The organism is Nonomuraea maheshkhaliensis (assembly GCF_039529435.1).
GTDB lineage: Bacteria > Actinomycetota > Actinomycetes > Streptosporangiales > Streptosporangiaceae > Nonomuraea > Nonomuraea maheshkhaliensis.
Window position 1 is genome coordinate 1 of the sequence record NZ_BAAAMU010000084.1, and the last position, 17,458, is coordinate 17,458.

Sequence of the window (17,458 nt, forward strand, 5' to 3'; positions counted from 1 at the left end):
CACCGGCACCGCCGCCGCCTCCGCGAACGACCACCCCTCGGGGATGGGCGCGAGCAGGCGCTGGTCGGTGACGCCGGAGGGGCCGAACGCGCCGTCCATCAGGCCCAGCACCCGATCGCCCACGGCCAGGCCCGCCACGCCGGGACCCACCTCGCTCACCACGCCTGCGCCCTCGCCGCCCATCGGCGTGCCGCGTTCCGGGACCATGCCCAGGGCCACGACGAGGTCGCGGAAGTTCAGTCCCGCGGCCCGTACGGCGACCCGGACCTCGCCCTCCTCCAGGGGGCGAGATTGGACGGGAACCAGGGACAGGGCGGAGAGGCTGCCCTTGGCGGGGGCGTCCAGGCGCCAGTCGCCGGTGGGCGGGATGAGGGTGGGCGTGGTGGCGGCGCGGGCCAGCCTGGGCGCGCGCAGCGTGCCCGTGGCGGCCGTGGGGTCGGGCGCGGGGCGTACGGCGAGCTGCGGTTCACCGCCGGCCAGCGCGGCCAGCACCGCCTGGGCGGGCACGCCGCTGCCGTCGGGGTCGAGGTCGAGCAGCGCGAACCGGCCGGGGTGCTCGGACTGGGCCGACCTGATCAGGCCCCACACGGGCGCGGCGGCCAGGTCGGGAACGTCACCGTCCGTCCCGGCGGGCACGGCGCCTCGCGTGACGATGACGAGCCGCGTGTCGGCCAGCCGCTCCTCGGCCAGCCATGCTTGTACGAGCGCCAGCGCCTCCTCGGCGACCTCACCACCGAGCCGCGCGACGTTCCCACCCGGGTACGCCACCGTGGAGGGCGCCGGGGATTCGGCGGCACCCTCGACGGAGTGCCCGGCAGGGGGTTCAGGCGGGAGGGCGGCCGTGGACGGGTGGTTGTCGGTTGCGGGGTCGCGCAAGGTGACGAAGACCGTGCCGGGGAGTTGGTCGGCGGCGATCAGGTCGGTCAGGCCCGTGTAGGCGTGCGCGGCCAGGCCGTACCGCACGAGGGTGTCGGCACCCGTGCCCAGGGCGGCGGCGGGGCGGCCGGCTGGGGCGGGGAGGTCCGGCAGGGCGCTCCACTCGACCCGGTACAGGGAGTCGTGGCGGGCAAGTGCGAGCGCGCTCGCCGAGGTCGGCCGCGAGACGAGGGATTCGACCGCGATCAGCGGCGCCCCGGCCGGGTCGGCGGCGACCAACTGGATGGTGTCGCGGCCGGTGCGGCGGAGGCGGACGCGGGCCGCCGCCGCGCCGGTGGCGTGCAGGGTGACGTCGGTCCAGGCGAACGGCAGGGTGACGCCCTGCTCGTCCTGGCCGAGCAGGGCGTCGGCGTGCAGGGCGGCGTCCAGCAGCGCGGGGTGCAGGCCGTAGCGGTCGGCGCCGGCGCCTTCGGGGAGCGCCACCTCGGCGAAGACCTCGCCGTCGCGCAGCCAGGCGGCCTTCACCCCCTGGAACGTCGGGCCGTACCCGTAGCCGGCCGCGGCGAGCCGCTCGTACAGGCCGTCCACCGGCACGGGGACGGCACCGGGAGGCGGCCACGCCGTGAGACCGATGCCAGAGGAGTTGATACTCACGGAGTCGGCATCTGCGGGGGCGCCGTGCGGTGTGAGGAGGCCGCTGGCGTGGCGGGTCCAGGGGCCTTCGCCGATTCTGGAGTGCACGGTGATCGTACGGGCGCCGTCCGTCTCGGGGCCGACGGCGATCTGCACCTGCACGGCGCCGCGCTCAGGCAGCGGCAGCGGGGCCTCCAGGGTCAGCTCGGCCAGGTGACCGCAGCCGACGTGGTCGCCGGCCGCGATGGCCAGCTCCACGAACGCGGTGCCGGGCAGCAGCACCGTGCCCGAGGCGGCGTGGTCGGCCAGCCACGCCTGCGTGTGCAGGGCCAGGCGGCCGGTCAGCACGATCCCGCCGGACTCGGCGAGCACCACGGCCGCGCCCAGCAGCGGGTGTCCCGCCGCCGACAGCCCGGCGGCGGTGACGTCCTCGCCTCCCGCCGAGGCGTCGAGCCAGAAGCGGCGCCGCTGGAACGCGTACGTGGGCAGCTCCACCCTGGTCGGCGAAGCGACGCCTCCGACGGCGGTGGTCAGGTCGGCGGGGACGCCGTTCGCGTACGCCTCGGCCGCCGAGGTGAGGAAGCGCGCGGGCCCGCCCTCGTCGCGGCGCAGCGTGCCGGTGGCGTAGGCGTCCGCGCCCGCGGCCTCGATGGTGTCGCGGACGCTCATGACGAGCACCGGGTGCGCGCTGCACTCGATGAACGCCCCGCGCCCGTCCCGCAGCAGCGCGGTGACGACGTCGTGGAAGGCGACGGGACGGCGGGCGTTGCCGAACCAGTACTCGGGGGTGAGCTCGGCCGTGTCCAGCGCGTCGCCGGTGACCGTCGAGTAGAAGGGCACGTGGCCGGTGCGCGGGCGGATCGGCGCCAGCAGGTCGAGCAGGCGGTCGTGCAGCGGGTCCACCTGCTCGCTGTGGGAGGCGACGGTGCTGGCCAGGTGCCGGGCCCTGATCCCCTCCGCCTCGCACTGCGCCACCAGCTCCGCCAGCGCCGCCTCGTCGCCGACGACGGTGGAGTGGGAGGGGCCGTTCCGCGCGCCCACCGACAGACGGCCGTCCCACTGGGTCAGGCGCCGCTCCAGGTCGGACGCGGGCAGCGCGATGGCGGCGATGGCGCCCTTGCCGACCAGCGTCTCGGCGAACAGCCGGCTGCGCAGCACGATCACGCGTACGGCGTCCTCCAGCGACAGGCCGCCGGCCACGTACGCGGCGGCCACCTCGCCCTGGGAGTGGCCCACGACGGCGGACGGGCGCACGCCCATCGACTCCCACAGGGCGGCCAGCGACACCATCACCGCGAACAGCACCGGCTGCACGACCTCCAGCCGGTCCAGCGCGGCGGGGTCGTGCAGGGCTTCGAGTACGTGCCAGTCCACGTGCCGGTCGATCTCGGCGGCCACTTCGGCCATGCTTGCGGCGAAGACGGGGCTGGTCCGCAGGAGTTCGGCGGCCATGCCGGGCCACTGGGAGCCCTGGCCGGGGAAGATGAACACGGCCTGTGCGCGGGCTTCGGCGCTGCCATGGGTGGTGCCGAGGACGAGGTTGGGCGCGGGTTCGCCGTCGGCCAGCGCCGTGAGCGCGGACGTCAGGGCGTCCGGATCGCCTCCGCCTGCGATGACGACGGCGCGGTGCTCCCATGGGGTGCGGGTGGTGAGCAGCGATCGGGCCACATCAGGCAGGGCTACGGCGGGTTGCCCGGCGAGACGTTCGGAAAGATGATCCGCCAGGGCCGCCGCCTGTGCGCGCAGTGCTGCCTCGCTTCTGCCCGACACGGCGAACGGCAGCACGTCAGGCGTGCCGTCGCCGTGGAGCACCGACGCGTCGCGCCCGCCGGCCGCTTCGTGAACGGTGGCCGCCTCGAGCCCGTCCCCCGGCACCGAGCCCGGTGGGGACGCGAGCCCCGGCCCGGTCGCGGGGGGTTCCTCGATGACGACGTGGGCGTTCGTGCCCGAGACGCCGAAGGACGACACCCCGGCCCGCCTGGGCAGCCCGTTCGCGGGCCACGGCGTGTCGTTCAGCAGCAGCTCCACCCCGCCCGACGACCAGTCCACGTACGGCGAGGGCTCGTCCACGTGCAGGGTGCGCGGCAGCATCGAGTGCCGCATGGCCATCACCATCTTGATCACCCCGGCGACGCCGGCGGCGGCCTGGGTGTGGCCGAGGTTGGACTTGACGGAGCCGAGGCGGAGCGGGCCGCGGCCGTTGCGGTCGCGGCCGTACGTGGCGAGCAGGGCGTGCGCCTCGATCGGGTCGCCCAGTTTGGTGCCCGTGCCGTGTGCCTCGACCGCGTCCACCTGGTCGGGCGTGATGCCGGCGTTGGCCAGGGCCTGGCGGATCACCCGTTCCTGCGACGGCCCGTTGGGCGCGGTGAGGCCGCTGCTGGCGCCGTCCTGATTGATGGCCGAGCCGCGGATCACGGCGAGCACGGGGTGGCCGTGGCGCAGCGCGTCGGAGAGGCGTTCGACGGCGAGGATGCCGGCGCCCTCGGAGAAGGCGGCCCCGTCGGCGGAGGCGGCGAACGCCTTGCACCGGCCGTCGCGCGACATCACCCGCTGGCGGCTGAACGCGGTGAACGTGCCGGGGGTGGACATGACGGTGACGCCGCCGGCCAGGGCGAGGTCGGTCTCACCCGCACGCAGCGACCGGCAGGCCAGGTGGAGGGCGACGAGGGAGGCCGAGCAGGCGGTGTCGACGGTGAAGGTGGGGCCCTCGAAGCCGAAGGTGTAGGCGACGCGGCCGGAGACGACACTGGTGGCGTTGCCGGTGACGAGGTAGCCCTCGACGTCGGCGGGCGCCTTGTCCAGGCGAGGTCCGTAGTCCTGGGGTTCGGCGCCGATGAAGACGCCGGTGCCGCTGCCCCGGAGGGTGGCGGGGTCGATGCCGGCGTGTTCGAGCGCCTCCCAGGCGGTCTCCAGGACGATCCGCTGCTGCGGGTCCATGGCCAGGGCCTCGCGCGGGTTGATGCCGAAGAAGGCGGGGTCGAACGCGTCGGCGTCGTGCAGGAAGTGCGCCTGGCGCAGGTAGGAGGTGTTGGGTGTCTCGGGGTTGTCGTCGAACAGCCGTTCCAGGTCCCAGCCGCGGTTGGTGGGGAAGCCGGTGACGCTCTCGCGGCCCTCGGCCACGAACCGCCACAGCTCGTCGGGCGTGGTGACGCCGCCGGGGTAGCGGCAGCCGATGCCGATGATCGCCAGTGGATCGTCGGAGGCGGTGGCGGAGGCGGTGGCGGCCCTGACCTCGTCGCGGCCGGCGGTGTCGCCGTACAGGTGGGCGTGCAGGAAGTCGGCCACGGCCTGCGGCGTGGGGTGGTCGAACGCGAGCGTCATGGGCAGGTCGGCGCCGACGGCCTCGGCGAGCCGGTCGTGCAGCTCCACCGCGCCGAGCGAGTCCAGGCCGAGCTCGCGGAAGCCGCGGGCGGGGTCCACCGTGTCCGGCGGGTCGGGGTGCGTGGTCCGCAGGATGCCGGCGGTGATGTCTCGTACCAGCTTGACCAGGAAGCTACGCTGCTCGCTCACTTTTCCGTACTCCGTCGCTCGCTCATGCGTACGTGCGCGTGGGGTCTGGCGGGTGGTCCTGCGGGGTGGTCCGGTGGGGCCTACTCGTACTTGCGGTGGAACTCGACGCGGGAGATCGACACGACCTCGCCGCCGTGGACGACGACCTCGGCGGGGGCGGGCCGGCCGAGGAACATGACGAGGCTGGCGGTCATCCCGTAGGCGCCGGCGTTCGGGATCGTCACGACGTCGCCGGGGCGCAGGCGGGGGACGTCCACGTTCCTGCCGAGGATGTCGCCGGGGGTGCAGAGGGGGCCGGCGAGCGTGGCGGGCTCCATCGGCTCGCCAGGTTCGCCCGGATCGGTGTCGACCTCGACGGTGATGGGCAGCAGGCGGCCGAGCCCGGACATGCCGCCGAGCACGTTGATGCCGGCGTCGAGGATGACGAACCGCCGGCCGCGGCTCTCCTTGACGTTCACCACGGTGCAGACGAGCTCGCCGCAGTCGCCGACCAGGTAGCGGCCGGACTCGACGGCCACCCGTGGCTCCCCGTCGCGCCAGCCGGGGAAGTGCTCGTCGAGCACCTCCTCCAGCGCGGCCCGCAGCCCGGAGTAGACGGTGCGCTCCCCGTGGGCGAGGTACGGCGCCGCGAAGCCGCCGCCCAGGTCCAGCAGGCCGATGGGCATGCCGGTCTCCTTCCGCAGCCGGGCGGCGGTGGCGGCGGTGTGGCGGAACTCGGCGATGAGGCTGTCCTCGTCCTTGGCGTTGCTGAGCGAGAACAGGTGCACCCCGGCCAGCCGGGTGCCGGGCACGGTGCTCAGCTCGGGCATGAGCGCGGGCAGCGTCTCGCTGTCGATGCCGAACTGGGACGGCGCGCCGGTCATCCTGATGCTGGTGGTGCCGCCTGACTCGACGCTGTTGATGCGCAGCAGGCAGTCGGCGACGACACCGCGCACGGTGGCGGCGGCGCCGACGTGGCGCAGGTCCGACGGCGACTCGACGGAGAACGTGCGCACCCCGGCGTCGAGGGCGACGGCGAGCTCGTCATGCGTCTTGCCGGGACCCGTGTAGAGGATCTCCGCGGCGTCGAACCCGGCCGCGAACGCCGCGTCGAGCTCCCCGGCCGAGCTGATCTCGGCGCGCGCGCCGCGCTCGCGCAGGGTGCGGCCGATCTCGGGGTGGGGGTTGGCCTTGAGCGAGAAGTAGCGGGTGACCCCGTCGGGCAGCGCGGCCATGAGGTCGTCATGGGCGGCGGCGACCCGGTCCAGGTCGTAGACGTAGAGAGGGCTTCCGAAGCGGGCCGCGAGGTCGTCGCGGCTGATCGAACGGCTCATCCGAGGGTTTCCTTCAGCAGCTGGGCCAGGCGCCGGCGCTCGTTCTTGCCGTTGAGCGTCAGCGGGAAGGCGGGCAGGACGTGACAGGCGGCGGGGGTCTTGGCGGGTTCGAGGCGTTCGCGCAGGCCCCGCAGCACGTCCTGCGGCCGCAGGTCGCTCTCGACGAAGATCACCAGGTCGTGGCCGTCGCCGGGCGTCAGAGCGGCGGCGGCGCGCACGCCGGGCACGTCCATGGCGGCGGCCTCGATCTCGACGGTGCTCATGCGGGCGCCGCGGCGCTTGAACATGTCGTCGCGGCGGCCTTCGAAGTAGAGGAAGCCGTCCTCGTCGAGGTGGCCGTGGTCGCCGGTGTGCAGGCGGGTCTCGCCCGTCTCGGGGTCGGGGCGGTAGACGGCGGCGGTGAGCTCGGGGGCGCGCCAGTAGCCGGCCATGACGTTCGGTCCGGCGACGACGATCTCGCCGCTGACGCCGGGGGGCACGGGGCGGCCGTCGGCGCCGAGGACGACGACGGTGGTGCCGGGCAGCGGTCTGCCTGACGAGCCCGGGCGCTCGTCGCCGAGCTCCGGGTCCATGATGGTGACGCGCTTGCACTCGGTGATGCCGTACATGCGCACCACCGCGGCGCCGGGAAAGCCGGCGCGCAGGGCCTGGATGGTGGTCTCGGGCAGGGCGGCGCCGGTGTTGGTGAACATGCGCACGCGGCCGGGGTCGTGCCCGCCGCGTCCGGCCAGGGAGGCGATCATGCTGCCGAGCGAGGGCACGATGGGCACCACGGTGGCGCCGCACTCCTCGATGGCTCTGAGCAGGCCGAGGTCGGGTTCGTCGTCGGCGAGCACCAGCTCCGCGCCGCCGAGCGCGGCCAGCATGATCTGGTAGAGACCGTAGTCGAAGGAGAGCGGCAGCCGGCAGTAGACGACGTCGTCGGCGCGGTAGCCGAGCACCGCGTTGATCGCGGAGGCCGCGAACGACACCCGCGCGTGCGGGCACACCACGCCTTTCGGGGCGGCGGTGCTGCCGGAGGTGTAGATGAGCAGCGCCACGTCGTCGGGCCCGACTTTCACCGGGTCGGGCCTGGCGGCCAGTCCGGCCAGGACCTCGATGTCCGGCCAGAGCTCGTCGAGCGACACGACGGGGACGGCGCTCCCGTCGAGCGGGTCCCCGCTCCCGTCGGGTGCCGGGCCCGAGCGGGCGGTCCCGTCGGGGGTGGCCGCGCGGGCGGTGCCCGGGGCGGCCGGGCCGCCGCCGTCGTCGGTGATCAGCAGCGCGGGTTCGGCGTCCGCCAGGACCGAGCGCAGGTGGAACGGCTTCATGCCGGGGTTGATCGGCACCGCGGCCGCGCCGGCGCGCCAGATGCCGTACAGGAGAGGGACGATCTCGCGCCGGTTGCGGGTCCTGACGAGGACCCGGTCACCCGGCCGCACCCCGCCGGCGGCCAGCCATCCGGCGACGGCGTCGCTGAGCCGCGTCACCTGCTGGTACGTCAGCGCGCCCCGGGCGTCACGCACCGCCCGGCCCAGCGGGTGGCGGGCCGCGGCCTCGTCCAGCAGGTCGTGGACGAGGCCCGAGCGGAGGGACGGCGTCGTGGCCATGGTCGTTCCTCCATCCATGTCTGGCTTCCATGTCCGGGCCCCACGTCCGGCCTGCGGACCTCGCGCGTGGCTTTCCTTATCCCCTGGAGAAAGTAGTCCCGGCGCTTCCGAAGCCACACCCCTAACGGCCCCCTAAGCCTTATGCCTCGCCCCTTAGCACCGCTCCGGCCAGATTCCGCAGATAAGCCCGGTCCGTTTTCCTGTTGCCGTTCATCGGCAATGCGGCAAAATGCCGATAATGCCGTGGCACGATCCCGTCAGGAAGCGTCTCGCGCAATCCACGTGCCATTTCGGCCGGGGCCTGTTGAAGACCGGTGTAGAAGACGACGAGTTCGGCGGTGTCGCCGTTGTCGACGCCGACGGTGACCGCGTCCTCGACGCCGCGCAGGCCGCGTACGGCGTGGTCGATCTCGGCCGTCTCCACGCGCCAGCCGCGCACCTGCACCTGGGCGTCGGCCCGGCCGAGGTAGACCAGCTCACCGCTCGCCGTCCTGCGGGCCCTGTCCCCGGTGTTGTACCAGAGGCGGCCGTCGCGTTCGACGAAGCGGCCGTGGCCGTGGGCCGGGTCGAGGTAGCCGGGGGTGAGCTGGGGGCCGGTGATCCACAGCTCGCCCTCGGCGCCGGCGGGCCGGCCGTGCTCGTCGAGGAGCAGGTGGTCGTGGCCGTCGTTGACGGCGCCGATGGGGGCCAGGCCGTTCACACCGAGCGCGGGCGAGCCGGGGGTCCAGCGGTGCGCGCTGATCGTGATGGTCAGCTCGGTCGGGCCGTAGAGGTTCTCCAGCGTGGCGGCGGGCGCGGCGGCCTGCCAGGCGGCGGCGTCGGCGCACTTCAGCGCCTCCCCGGCGAACAGGCTCCAGCGCAGGCCCGGCATCGAGCCGGGGATCAGGCCGCCGGCCCTGCGGACGGCGCCGATCGCTCCGGGCGTGGAGAACCAGACGGTGACGCCGTGCGCGGCGAGGTAGCCGGGCAGGTCGCGGTAGGCGTGCGGGGGCACGTCGCGCACGTGCGCGCCCGCGCCCCAGGCGCAGAACAGGTCGAACATGGCGCAGTCGAAGGTCAGGTCGAACGTCTGCGAGAAGACGTCGTCCTGGGCGAAGCCGAAGCGCCGCTCCGCCCACGAGAAGTAGGAGCTCAGGTTGCCGTGGGTGATCGGCACCCCCTTGGGCGTGCCGGTTGAGCCCGAGGTGAACAGCACGTACAGCACGTCCCCCGCCCGTACGGGCAGCCGCTCGGCCAGCGGCGGGCCTCCGCCGGCGGCGGGCAGGCCCAGCTCGTCCGCGGGCCCGTCGGCGACCAGCACGGACACGCCGGCCGCGCGCGCCATCGCCAGCGTGCGCGCCCGGGGGAAGCCGGGGTTGAGCGGCACGACGGTCAGCCCCGCGTACAGCCCGGCCAGGATGCCCACGTACGCGGTCCGGCCGCGCGGGGCCAGCACGCCCACGGCGGTGTGCCCGCGCCCGGCCAGGCCGCCCGCCAGCCGCAGGGCCGCCGCGTCCGTCTCGGCGTACGTGGCGCTGTCGCCGCCGATCGTGAACGCGCGCCCGCCGGGATTCCTGGCGAGCCCCTTCCTGAATATCGAATAAAGAGGCTGATTGATTTTCGTGATGGACATCTCCGGGCTCCACCTATACCGTCGATTACGTGAGTCCTACCGAAAGCGAGGAAATCATGACTTCCCCCTGGGACGACAAGTTCGAGACGCTCGTCCGCGGCGCGCTTCCTTTTCTCGGGCCCGGCGAAGAACTGCGCGCCGACACCGATCTGACCGACGCCGGGCTCGACTCGATGGCCATTGTCGAGCTGCTGACGTCCCTGGAGCAGGCGTACGGCGTGCGCCTGGCCGCCGAGGCGCTGACGCGGGAGACGTTCGGGACGCCCGCCACGCTGTGGCGGGCGCTGTCCCTGGCGAGCTGAGCGCGGGCGGGGCCGCCACGGCTCCGCCGCCGTCCCTTGAGCCGCCGTCCCTTCAGCACCGCGTCTCCCAGAACCGGCCCCCTCAGAACCGGCCCTTCAGCGCTTGTCCTTCAGCGCCTGCCCTTCAGCGCCTGCCCTTCAGCGCCTGCCCTTCAGGGCCGACCTCGGGTTCACGGCGACCACGGTGAAGTTCCGCGTCGTGACCGGCACCCGGCCGAACAGGCTGTCCTGGCCCGTCACGCAGAGCCGGGTCATCCCGCGCCGCAGCATCGACTCGACCACGGACGGCCAGGACGGCGCCCGGACGAAGGCGTCGAGCAGCAGCGTGCGCACCTGCTCCCCCGTCGTGAGCGCCGCGCCGCCGGCGTCGTCCAGCACCGGCAGCTTGGGGTCGGCGAACTCCAGCCCCGCCAGCACCTCCCGCTCGACCGTGCGGCGCAGCGGCGCGAACGCGGCGGCGTGCATGGGCGGGCGCATCGTGTAGAGCGACAGGCCGCCGGCCTTCCTGATCCGCCCGTCCAGCCAGTCCAGCTCGGCGCCGGGTAGCGACAGCATGACGAAGTCGTGGTCCACGCGGCACGACAGCTCGTGCCAGATCCCGCGCCGCTCCAGGTCGTGCATGATCTCCGCCTGCGCGGGGCCGGGCACGCGGACGAAGGAGTGGGTGACGACGCCGGGGTGGGCCGTGGCGAAGTAGTCCCGCGTGTGGCGGGCGATCTCGGCCGTCATGCGCACGGCCGGCTCGAAGCCGAGCGCCTGCGCGTACGCGGCGGCGGCCTTCCCGCCGAAGCTGGGCCCCACGCACAGCTCGGGGGTGAGGCCGAGCTCGCGCTCGGCCCAGGAGGCCAGCGCCAGGCAGTTCACCAGGAACGCCACCTGCGCGGCCTCGCTGTAGTCGTCGTCCGCCTCGGCGTACCGTTCGGCCACGGGGTAGCCGACGGTGTCGGAGGCGCGGCCGAACAGCTCGCGGGCCACGGGGTCGCGTTCGAGGAAGGCGGCCGCCTCCCCCGCGTCCGTGGGCCCCATGCCGGGGAAGACGAAAGCGGTGCCGCCGCTCATCCGCACTCCTTCAGGTGGTCGAGCAGGACCTGCGTGAACCGCTCCGGCTCCTCCAGGTGGGGGGTGTGGCTGGAGTTCTCGAAGATCTCCCACCGCACGTCGGGGATGAGCTCGAAGTACGGCCGCACGGTCTCCGGGGTGGCCTCGTCGTGCCGCCCCGAGATGAGCAGGGTGGGCACCTCGATGTCGGCGACCCGGTCCTCCACGCCCCAGTCGCGCAAGGACCCGATCACGTGGAACTCACTGGGCCCGTTCATCGCGTAGTAGACGGTCGGATCGTTGTAGATCTCCATGAAGGTGGCCTGAAACTCCTGAGGCCAAGGGGACAGCCGGCAGACGTGGCGGTTGTAGAAGACCATCATCGCCTCGAAGTACTCCCGCGAGTCGGTCGTACCAGCCTCCTCATGAGCCCGCAGCACGTCGTCCACACCGGGTGGCAGCCGGCCGCGCAACACCGCCATCTCCTTGAGCCACAGCGGGTACGACGCGGGGGCGTTCGCGATCACCAGCCCGCGCAGCCCCGGCGGCCGGGCGGCGGCGTGGGCGGCGCCCAGCATCCCGCCCCACGACTGCCCGACCAGCACGTAGCCGTCACGCAGCCCGAGCCGGTCGAGCAGGTTGTCCAGCTCGTCCAGGAACAGGCGCGGCGTCCAGAAGCCGGGAGGCGCGTCGGGCAGGTGGGTGGAGCCGCCGTTGCCGAGCTGGTCGTAGTGGATGACGGGGTAGCCGTGATCGGCCAGGGCGGCCAGGCCGACGAGGTAGTCGTGGGTGCTGCCGGGGCCGCCGTGCAGCGCGACGACGGCGGGCCCGGCGCCGGGCAGCTCGCCGGTGCGGCGGTACCAGGTCCGGTACGGCCCGAACGGCAGGTGACCCTTCACGGTGGCGGTGCGGGACATCGTTCACCAGCCCCGCTTGATCGTGTCGGCGATGTGCCGGCGCTGCTCGTCGCTCACCCACCACCCCACCGGCACGCACACGACGCGCGGGGCGACGGCGTCGAGGCCGGGCAGGTCGGCGGCGAATCCGCGCACCACGGAGTGCTTGTCGTTGCGTTCGTGCACGTTGCTCGCCATGATCCCGGCCTCGTTCATGCGCTTGACGAACCCGGCCCGGTCCTCGACCTTCATCGGGTAGATCCAGAACGAGTGCGTGCGATCGGCCGCCCGCTCGGTGAGCTCGACCCCGGCCACGCCCGCCAGCTCGGCGTCGTAGAAGGCGGCGTTCTCCCGCTGCCTGGCCAGCGCCCGCTCGGCCGTGTCCAGGTTGGCCAGGCCGACGGCGGCGTTGATGTCGTTCATGTGGAACTTGTAGCCCCACTCGGCGACGTCGGGCGGGTTGCTCAGCCGGTCGGCGGAGCGTTCGATGCCGAACCAGCGCAGCAGCCGGGCCCGCTGGTGCAGCTCCGGCGTCGGCAGGGCCATCGCGCCGCCGTCGCCGCAGGTCAGGTGCTTGATGGCCTGGAAGCTGAAGACGGAGACGTTGCCGTGCGCGCCGATCGGCGTGCCGTCGTAGGTGGCGCCCCAGGCGTGGGCGCAGTCCTCGACGACCGGCGGCCGGAACCCGTGCAGCGCCTCGGCCCGGTCGAGCACGGCCTCCAGCCTGGCCAGGTCCACGGGGTAGCCGGCGAAGTGCACGACCACGATGGCGCGCGTGCTGGGGGTGATCTTCCTGGCCAGGTCGTCGAGGTCCATATTGAGCGTGGCCGGGTCGACGTCCACCCACTTGATGCGCAGGCCGTTGGCCAGGATCGCCCAGTTGGTGGCCTCCATGGTGAGCGGCGTGGACAGCACCTCGCCGCCGCTCGCCGGCCGGTGGCCGGTGACCAGGCGCAGGGCCAGGGTCAGGCCGGAGGTGCCGCTGTTGACGGTGACGACGCGCGGGTTGCCGACGCGGGCGGCCAGTGCCCGTTCGAACGCCTCTACCTTGGGGCCCTGGCCGACCATGCCGCTGCCGAGCACCTCGGCGGCGGCCGCCGGGGCCTCGGCCGACATGGCGACCTTGAACAGCGGGATCATCGCCGGTCACCGCCCACGGCCAGGCCGTCGAGGCGGGCGTACAGCTCCTGGCAGTCGCGGTAGTCGGGCAGCAGGCCGCGCTCGGCGGCCTCCCGCAGTGTGGGGGCGGCGCGGTCCTTCTCCGACATCAGCGGCTCGGGGGTGACGGGCCAGGGCAGGTTCAGCTCGGGGTCGAGCGCGTTGATCTGCACTTCGCGGCCCGGCGCCCAGGTGCTGGAGCACAGGTAGACGACGGTCGCCTCGTCGGTGAGCGGGGCGAAGCCGTGGGCGAGGCCCTCGGCCAGATAGAGTGCCCGCCGGTTGGTCTCGGTCAGCTCGGCGGCGACGTACTCCCCGTACGTGGGCGAGCCCAGCCGGATGTCCACGACGATGTCGATGATGCCGCCCTGCGGGCAGGTGACGTAGCGGGCCTGGCTGGGCAGCGCCACCGCGTGCAGGCCCCGGATCGTGCCCCGCCGCGACAGCGAGCAGTTGACCTGGGCCACGTTCAGCTCGTGGCCGACGTCCCGTTGGAAGGCGGGCTGGCTGAACAGCTCCAGGAAGTGGCCTCGGTCGTCGGGGTAGATCACCGGATCCGCCAGGAAGGCGCCGTCCACGTCCAGTCGGTGCAACTGCATTGGTGTGACCTTTCGAAGGGCCTGGCTGACGTTTCATGGTCGGCCGCCCGCGAGCCGCCGAACAACCCCCTACCAACCCTTATCGTGCGGCCACTCCCCTAAACGGGGGTAATGCCGTTGACCGGCTTCCCCGGCGCCCGTTTGATGCGTGTCATGGGAAGGATTCTGCTGGCCGTCATTATGCTGGCCGTACCGCTGCACGTCATTCCGGAGAAACGATTCCAGGTGCCTGGATTACGCGCGCCCGCGGAGATAATCGTGGACCGCTGGGGAGTTCCGCACATTTACGCGGAAAATGATCAGGACCTTTTCCTGGCGCAGGGTTTCAACGCCGCGCGGGACCGGCTGTTCCAGCTCGACCTGTGGCGGCGGCGCGGGCTCGGGCTGCTGTCGGAGGTGTTCGGGCCCGAGCACGCCGAGCGCGACCGCGCCGCCCGGCTGTTCCTCTACCGGGGCGACATGGACCGCGAGTGGGCGGCCTACGGTCCCGGCGCCCGGCAGGCCGCGACCGCCTTCACCGCGGGGATCAACGCCTATGTCGCGCACCTGGAGGAGCACCCGGAGGCGATGCCGCCCGAGTTCACCCGGCTCGGCTACCGCCCGTCCCGATGGCGGCCCGAGGACGTGGTGCGCGTCCGCAGCCACGGCCTGGCGATGAACCTGTCCACCGAGGTGCTGCGCGCCGCCGTCGTGTGCAAGGCGGGCATCGAGGCCGACCGCAAGTTGTGGCGGCTCCAGCCCGCGCACGAGACGCGGGTGCCGCGCGGGCTCGACCCGTGCGCGATCCCCGCCGACGTGCTGCGCGTCTACCAGCTCGGTACCCAGGGCGTCAGGGTCACGGGGAACACGCTGGTCACCGAGCCGCGGGCGGTGTCGGAGGGCAGCAACGCGTGGGCGGTCTCGCCCGGCCGCACCGCGACGGGCCGGCCGGTGCTGGCCTCCGACCCGCACCGGTCGCTGACCGCGCCGGCGCTGCGTTATCTCACCCACCTGTCGGCGCCGGGGCTCGACGTCATCGGCGCGGGCGAGCCGGCCCTGCCCGGCGTCTCGATCGGGCACAACGGCACGATCGCGTTCGGCCTGACCGTCTTCGCGATGGACCAGGAGGATCTGTACGTCTACCGGACCAAGGGCGATTCGTACGCGTACAAGGGCGGGTGGGAGCCGTTCCGCGAGGTCACCGAGCAGATCGCCGGGCGGCCGGCGAAGCTGACGTTCACCCGGCACGGCCCGGTGATCGCGACCGACCCTGAGCGCGGCCTGGCGTACGCGCTGCGCACCACGTGGCTGGAGCCCGGCACCGCGCCCTACTTCGGCTCGATGCGTTACCTGCGCGCCCGCGACTTCGGCGGCTTCACCGAGGCCATGCGCACCTGGGGCGGCCCGCCGGAGAACCAGATCTACGCCGACTCCCGCGGTCACGTCGGCTGGGTGCCCGGCGGCCTGGCCCCGAAGCGGACCGGCTACGACGGGCTGCTGCCCGTGCCCGGCGACGGCCGCTACGAGTGGGCCGGCTTCCGCGACGGCCGCGAGCTGCCCCGCCTGCTCGATCCGCCGGCCGGGTTCGTGGCCTCGGCGAACGAGTACAACCTGCCGCCCGGCGCGCCGGTCGTCGGGTACGAGTGGGATCAGCCGTTCCGGCGCCAGCGGATCGACGAGGTGCTCTCCGCCGACCAGCGCGCCGACGTGCGGAGCTCGGCCCGGCTGCAGAACGACGTGGTGTCCCTGCCGGCCAGGTCGCTGGTGCCGCTGCTGCGTGACCTGACGACGCAGGACCCGTCGGCGGTGCGGGCGCTGGCGGTGCTCAAGGGGTTCGACGGGGTGTGCGCGGTGGACTCCGGGCCCGCCGCCCTGTTCGAGACGTGGCTGACCCGCCATCTCGGCCCCGGGTTCGTCGCGGAGTCGGGGCTGCCGCCCGAGGTGCCCTTCTTCGACCTGCGCACGATCCTGGAGGAGCTGGCGCGCGGCGGCCACGAGGCGCTGATCGTGCGCACGCTGGCCGCCGCCTACGACGACGTGGCGGCCCGGCTCGGCCCCGACCCGGCCGCCTGGCGGTGGGGCGACCTGCAGCGCACGACCTTCACCTCCGCCGCCGGCGACGACGTGGGCCCGTTCCCGCGTGGCGGGTCGGCGTACACGGTGAACGCCTCGACCTATCTTCCGACCGATTTCCGGCACGTTTCAGGGGCGTCGTTCAGAATGGTGCTCGACGTGGGCGCCTGGGACAATTCGCTCGCGATCAACGCCCCCGGGCAGTCCGGTGACCCGCGCGATCCGCATTATCGCGACCTGGCCGCGTCGTGGCAGCGCGGCGAATATTTCCCGCTCGTTTACGGCCGGGCCGCCGTGGAGTCCGCCGCGGCCGGCCGGATAACGCTGACACCGGTGTCGGGATAGGGGTGCTAAGGGGTTGGTCCGGTCGCCGCCCCGCGGTTAGCGTGCATTTGCCTTTACCTCTCCGCGACGAACGGATGACGGCGTTGACGGTCATTGCAGAAAATTCCCGGCTGGATGGCCGCGCTCCCGCCGTCCGCCTGTCCCGCCTGCTCGACCCGGGTTCGGTGACGTACCTGACCGAGAGCGACGCCACGGGTGTGGCGACCGCGCGGGGCAGGATCGGCGGCCGGTCCGTGCTCGCCTTCTGCACCGACGCGGCCGTCATGGGCGGCGCGCTCGGCGCCGGCGGCTGCGAGCGGATCGTGGCGGCCATCGACCGGGCGGCCCGCGAGGGCAGCCCGGTGATCGGGCTCTGGCACTCGGGCGGCGCGCGGCTGGCCGACGGCGTGGAGTCGATGGACGGCGTGGGGCGGGTGTTCGCCGCCATCACGCGGGCGTCGGGCCGGGTGCCGCAGATCAGCGTCATCCTGGGCCCGGCCGCCGGGGCCGCCGCCTACGGCCCGGCGCTCACCGACGTGGTGATCATGGCGGAGCCCGCGCGGATGTTCGTGACGGGGCCCGACGTGGTCCGCAAAGTCACCGGCGAGGAGATCGACATGGAGGCGCTCGGCGGCCCCGCCGCCCACGGCGTCAAGTCCGGGGTCGCCCACGTGGTCACCGCGACCGAGGAGGCCGCCTACGCCACCGCGCGCCAGCTCACCGGCCTGCTGGCCGGCCCCTCCCTGTTCTCCCCGCGCACCGCGGGCGACTGCGACGGGATGGCCGGGCTGCTGCCGGACAACCCCCGCCGCGCCTACGACGTGCGGCCGCTGGTCAAGGCGATCCTCGATCCCGGGCAGCCGTTCGTCGAGCTGCAGCCGCGCTGGGCGCCGAACATCGTGATCGGCCTCGGCCGGCTCACCGGCGGCGCGGTCGGGGTCGTCGCCAACAACCCGCTGCGCAAGGGCGGCTGCCTCGACTCGCTCAGCGCCGAGAAGGCCGCCCGCTTCGTCCGGATGTGCGATGCGCTGGGCGTGCCGCTCGTCGTCCTGGCCGACGTGCCCGGCTACCTGCCGGGCGTGCGGCAGGAGTGGGACGGCGTGATCAGGCGGGGCGCCAAGCTGCTGCACGCCTTCGCCGCCGCCGAGGTGCCGCGCGTGACGCTGGTGACGCGCAAGGCGTACGGCGGGGCGTACATCGCGATGAACTCCCGCTCGCTCGGCGCCACCCGCGTCTTCGCCTGGCCCGGCACCAGCATCGCGGTGATGAGCGCCGAGGCCGCGGCCGGCATCGTGCACCGCAAGGAGCTGGCCAGGGCGCCAGAGGCGGAGCGGGCGACGCTGCAGCGCAGCCTGGCCGAGCGGCTCGACCGCGAGAGCGGCGGCGTGGACAGGGCGCGGTCCCTGGGCGTCGTGGACGAGATCATCGAGCGCAGCGCGACCCGGCGCAAACTGTCCGCGGCGCTGGCCGCCGCGCCCTCCAGGCGGGGCCCGCACGCCAACATCCCGTTGTGAACCGGACCGGAAGCGGGACGCGAACGGACCGGAAGCGGACCG

Annotated in this window: 11 protein-coding genes; 3 read left to right on the plus strand and 8 right to left on the minus strand. The window is 73.6% G+C overall.

Annotation, left to right across the window (positions count from 1 at the left end; genetic code table 11):
* The 4 genes from ABFX54_RS39075 to ABFX54_RS39090 form a co-directional block, all read right to left on the minus strand.
* Nucleotides 1-5,019: beta-ketoacyl synthase N-terminal-like domain-containing protein (locus tag ABFX54_RS39075; protein ID WP_346111840.1), on the minus strand; the 5,019-nt coding region annotated here is incomplete at its 3' end.
* Nucleotides 5,020-5,099: 80 nt separating this feature from the next.
* Nucleotides 5,100-6,332: a type III PLP-dependent enzyme domain-containing protein gene (locus ABFX54_RS39080; protein ID WP_346111841.1), complete on the minus strand. Its 1,233-nt coding sequence runs from the start codon at nt 6,330-6,332 to the stop codon at nt 5,100-5,102.
* On the minus strand, nt 6,329-7,921 hold the full coding sequence (locus tag ABFX54_RS39085; protein WP_346111842.1) for an AMP-binding protein: 1,593 nt from the start codon (nt 7,919-7,921) through the stop codon (nt 6,329-6,331). Before ABFX54_RS39085 ends, ABFX54_RS39080 begins: the two co-directional genes overlap by 4 nt.
* 139 nt (nt 7,922-8,060) lie before the next feature.
* On the minus strand, nt 8,061-9,533 hold the full coding sequence (locus ABFX54_RS39090; protein ID WP_346111844.1) for an AMP-binding protein: 1,473 nt from the start codon (nt 9,531-9,533) through the stop codon (nt 8,061-8,063).
* Between the two features lie 56 nt (nt 9,534-9,589).
* Here ABFX54_RS39090 and ABFX54_RS39095 point away from each other — a divergent pair, with 56 nt between their 5' ends.
* Entirely contained in the window at nt 9,590-9,835 is a 246-nt protein-coding gene (locus ABFX54_RS39095) for an acyl carrier protein (RefSeq protein ID WP_346111845.1), read from the plus strand.
* 138 nt (nt 9,836-9,973) lie between these two features.
* On the opposite strand, the gene ABFX54_RS39100 is transcribed toward ABFX54_RS39095, so the two are convergent.
* From ABFX54_RS39100 to rfbC, 4 genes are read right to left on the minus strand one after another with little or no spacing between them, the layout of a single operon-like run.
* Nucleotides 9,974-10,894 (minus strand): ACP S-malonyltransferase, encoded by a 921-nt coding sequence (locus ABFX54_RS39100; protein ID WP_346111847.1) that lies wholly within the window; start codon nt 10,892-10,894, stop codon nt 9,974-9,976.
* Complete coding sequence (locus ABFX54_RS39105) at nt 10,891-11,790, minus strand: proline iminopeptidase-family hydrolase (RefSeq protein ID WP_346111848.1); 900 nt, start codon at nt 11,788-11,790, stop codon at nt 10,891-10,893. Before ABFX54_RS39105 ends, ABFX54_RS39100 begins: the two co-directional genes overlap by 4 nt.
* Before the next feature lie 3 nt (nt 11,791-11,793).
* Complete coding sequence (locus ABFX54_RS39110; RefSeq protein WP_346111849.1) at nt 11,794-12,909, minus strand: DegT/DnrJ/EryC1/StrS family aminotransferase; 1,116 nt, start codon at nt 12,907-12,909, stop codon at nt 11,794-11,796.
* Nucleotides 12,906-13,526, minus strand: a complete 621-nt coding sequence (gene rfbC, locus ABFX54_RS39115; RefSeq protein WP_346111850.1) for a dTDP-4-dehydrorhamnose 3,5-epimerase — start codon at nt 13,524-13,526, stop codon at nt 12,906-12,908. The genes ABFX54_RS39110 and rfbC overlap by 4 nt, the downstream gene beginning before the upstream one ends.
* A gap of 153 nt (nt 13,527-13,679) precedes the next feature.
* On the opposite strand from rfbC, the gene ABFX54_RS39120 reads away from it, so the two are divergent.
* Together ABFX54_RS39120 and ABFX54_RS39125 are read left to right on the plus strand one after the other, a co-directional pair.
* Nucleotides 13,680-15,923 carry a penicillin acylase family protein gene (locus ABFX54_RS39120; RefSeq protein WP_346111851.1) on the plus strand — a complete coding sequence of 748 codons (2,244 nt, stop codon included), beginning with the start codon at nt 13,680-13,682 and terminating at the stop codon, nt 15,921-15,923.
* Between the two features lie 74 nt (nt 15,924-15,997).
* Complete coding sequence (locus ABFX54_RS39125; RefSeq protein ID WP_428834622.1) at nt 15,998-17,416, plus strand: acyl-CoA carboxylase subunit beta; 1,419 nt, start codon at nt 15,998-16,000, stop codon at nt 17,414-17,416.
* The last annotated feature ends 42 nt before the right edge of the window (nt 17,417-17,458 follow it).